The 3038-nt window shown below is 46.4% G+C and carries 5 protein-coding genes; 2 read left to right on the forward strand and 3 right to left on the reverse strand.

Translation table 11 applies throughout. From position 1 onward, the window contains the following. Positions 1–364: GNAT family N-acetyltransferase (locus DXZ20_RS00805; RefSeq protein ID WP_163696552.1), on the forward strand; the 364-nt coding region annotated here is incomplete at its 5' end. Positions 365–604: 240 nt separating this feature from the next. Here the strand turns inward: DXZ20_RS00805 and DXZ20_RS00810 are convergent. The 3 genes from DXZ20_RS00810 to DXZ20_RS00820 all read right to left on the reverse strand — a co-directional run bounded on the left by DXZ20_RS00810 (position 605) and on the right by DXZ20_RS00820 (position 1727). Next, positions 605–784, reverse strand: coding sequence for a hypothetical protein (locus DXZ20_RS00810; RefSeq protein ID WP_163695740.1), 180 nt, complete (start codon positions 782–784; stop codon positions 605–607). A 4-nt stretch (positions 785–788) separates the two neighbouring features. Further along, positions 789–1442 carry an FMN-dependent NADH-azoreductase gene (locus DXZ20_RS00815; RefSeq protein ID WP_163668598.1) on the reverse strand — a complete coding sequence of 218 codons (654 nt, stop codon included), beginning with the start codon at positions 1440–1442 and terminating at the stop codon, positions 789–791. Positions 1443–1568: 126 nt separating this feature from the next. Then, complete coding sequence (locus tag DXZ20_RS00820) at positions 1569–1727, reverse strand: hypothetical protein (RefSeq protein WP_023074577.1); 159 nt, start codon at positions 1725–1727, stop codon at positions 1569–1571. Between the two features lie 301 nt (positions 1728–2028). Here DXZ20_RS00820 and gcvA point away from each other — a divergent pair, with 301 nt between their 5' ends. Beyond that, positions 2029–2931, forward strand: a complete 903-nt coding sequence (gcvA, locus tag DXZ20_RS00825; protein ID WP_163695743.1) for a transcriptional regulator GcvA — start codon at positions 2029–2031, stop codon at positions 2929–2931. Positions 2932–3038 lie beyond the last annotated feature (107 nt).

Raw genomic sequence — 3038 nt, forward strand, 5'->3', positions numbered from 1 at the left:
GGCGTTCTATTCCGATAATTGGCGTGTGAGCCAGCAGGAGGCTGTCGAGGGTGTCTGCGCTGCAGAAGACACAAATGTATGGGTTGCTATCGATACGGATTCTACAGTGGGTTTCGTAGCCGTGAAACTACACTCAGAGGACAGCATGGGTGAAGTCTACATGGTCGCCGTCGATCCAGACTTTCAATGTCACGGCATTGGTGCCGCTCTGATAGAACGCGCTCTTGATTGGATGAAAGATGCGGGGATGTCTATTGCTATGGTTGATACTGGAGGTGATCCCGGTCATGCCCCGGCCCGCCACACCTATGAGAAGGTGGGCTTCAAGTTGTGGCCAGTCGCTAGATACTTCAAGAAGCTCTAAGTTACAGATGTAAGTCTCAATGTATGCTTTGTTTTTGAGCTAATCAATTGCGATTGCCGCATAACAACCCCAATGCACAACGACCGTCGAGAGGTTATCGCTTGGGAGTTTGAGGTTATCTGCGGCGGGTGATTGGCAACGTTATATGGCCTGCTTTTAAGCTGATGTACATTCAAGTTGCAGGATTTGTGCGCTGAAACCCAGTCAGGCCATGAATCGGTCTGGAAATTTAAATGCTGATTAGCTTATGAGACCCGTATTCAAAGTCCTACAGACAGGAAATAACTGAGTTTCTGGCACAAACCCTGTTTCAAAGGCTGCCCAGTGAGCTGTCTGGTCGGCTGACCAGTTCAAGCTAGCAAACTGTGAATTAATCAACGCCTGGATGGCAGATTTGTCATCTGGCTGAGTTGTCATCATCGATTTAATCTTTTATCTTTTGTGTGATCTGTTGCACCAAGTCTGGAATTGCCCCATAGGCCGATTGAATCGATTTCTGATGGCGATCGTCCCCAAATTCCTGGTATTCAATTCGAATAACGTGGTGTTTGCTAACTCCAAACAGTCTTGAGGCAACCACAATGTGAGGATCAAGGTGGTTTATTGCCGCATTAGCACCGCCAAGTTTAAATCCACCTTCTCCTGATGCAGATAGAATCACTAAAGTCTTGCCAATCAAAATAGGTTCGATTGGCTGTTCACCACGCGCCAAATCAAAGGAAAAGGTACGTCCAATCCGAATCACCTGGTCGATCCAGGCTTTCAGAGATGCTGGCATACCGTAGTTGTACATCGGTGTACCGATCACAATGACAGCAGCAGCCTCCAGTTCATCAATCAGTTGATCAGAAATCTTAAGCACTTCCAGTTGTTCAGGCGCACGCTTCTCAGGTGCAGTGAAGGCAGCGGCGATCCAGGCTTCGCTCACGACTGGTGGTGGATTCAGTCCTACATCGCGTGTAATGACAGTATCATTAGGTCGAGACTTCAACCATTGTTGTGTAAAAGCCGTCGTTAATCCCCGGCTCAGGGAACGAGTGACACGCGCGCTGGCGTCAATTTTTAGAATAGTAGCCATGATTGTAAGTTTCTAAGAAGGGGGAGGGAACCAGGCTTCGGGTTCCGGTAGAAAGTGTTGGACAGTGAGGATGCCGTAAGTGCTTGAATGGGGGCTAAGCTGGCTTCCATCATTGTTACGATCGATTCAGTGATGGTGGTGCTTTTTGTCATCTGGAGAGTCAGTGGCTGAGGTAGTTTTAGCATAAACACCACCATCAAAAACTCCAGTCATTGCAACAGAAAAATTCGTCGCATCGATCGCGCGAATATTGGCTGTTCCACCAATGGATAGAGTGTCAGACATGATAGTCCTCCTGATAAGCTGTAAAAGTTCCTTGAAATAGGAAGAGTGACCTGTTTTCAATGCTCCAAAATCCAACAGACTTCGCTGAGCACAATGTTCACTGCACACACAAACGCGATTGTTTAGTTGAGACACACCCAAGGAGTTTGCTTAGATACGTAGCTTTAGATGAGTTTTATGCAGGTCTTGAGCGATTGAAAACCTGTTTTATTCCCTTAATTTGAAGAATAACAAGGGATAGAGGAATATTGCAAATTCAATATATTCAGGCTTAAGATGAAAGAAATTCACCCACAAGCCGATGCGATCGCTTCCCCCACTTAACGCTTTGCATACCTTTGAAGTGGCAGCGCGGCATCTGAGTTTTCAGCAAGCGGCTGAAGAACTGGATGTCACCTCGACGGCAATTAGCCATCAAATCAAATTACTAGAAGATTACCTGGAAGTTTCTTTGTTTCGCCGACGTCCTCGCCCTCTGTCGCTGACAGAAGCAGGTCAACTTTTATATCCGGTTGTACGTGAAAGCTTGGATTCAATTGCTGAGGCGATTACCCAATTAAAGCAAGTTCCAATATCCACGACGTTAACGGTAAGCGTGACAACGGTGTTTGCAGCTAAGTGGCTAGTTCCTCGTTTAGCTGAGTTTCAACGGACGCATCCTGAAATTGATCTACGACTACAAACCTCAAACGATGTGGTAAATCTACAGCGGCAAACAGTCGATTTAGCCATTCGCTACGGCAAAGGGAATTATCCAGGACTAGCAGTTCGCCCGCTGATGTCTGATAGGTTCGTGCCCATTTGTAGTCCACGTTTGTTGGAGAACAACCATCCAATTAGAAAACCGGATGATGTCGTGCATTATCCCCTGCTGCATTTTGAGTGGATTCACTTTGGAATCGATGCTCCTGATTGGAAAAACTGGTTTAGCGCTACGGGATTGAACACTGTTGTCCCCGACCACGGACTGAAATTTAACGAAGAAAGTTTAGCCATTCAAGCAGCGATCGCAGGTCAAGGTATAGCATTATGCAGCACTGTTCATGTTGCAGATGATGTAGCGTTAGGTTTTCTTGTGCAACCCCTCAATGTGATGCTAGACGGGTTTAACTATTCAGCAGTGTATCTAGAAAATCACCCGAAAGAAGTGCTGATTCTGAAGTTTATAGATTGGTTAGTGGAAATGGCTGGTCATGTCTCTTAAACCAGAGTCTTAAGGTAAAAGGCTTTGGTGCGTGAATAAGGTAGCTGCGGAGCCATAGAAGCCGGTAAAGTGCAGTTACCACACAAACACGGTACCGATGAAACGCC

Source organism: Adonisia turfae CCMR0081 (assembly GCF_011009555.1).
Lineage (GTDB): Bacteria > Cyanobacteriota > Cyanobacteriia > Phormidesmidales > Phormidesmidaceae > Leptothoe > Leptothoe turfae.

What these genes read in the sequence shown, in the direction of transcription:
- DXZ20_RS00810 (WP_163695740.1), bottom strand. Translation starts at nt 784, where the DNA reads ATGATGACAACTCAGCCAGATGACAAATCTGCCATCCAGGCGTTGATT.
- DXZ20_RS00815 (WP_163668598.1), bottom strand. Translation starts at nt 1,442, where the DNA reads ATGGCTACTATTCTAAAAATTGACGCCAGCGCGCGTGTCACTCGTTCC.
- DXZ20_RS00820 (WP_023074577.1), bottom strand. Translation starts at nt 1,727, where the DNA reads ATGTCTGACACTCTATCCATTGGTGGAACAGCCAATATTCGCGCGATC.
- gcvA (WP_163695743.1), top strand. Translation starts at nt 2,029, where the DNA reads ATGCGATCGCTTCCCCCACTTAACGCTTTGCATACCTTTGAAGTGGCA.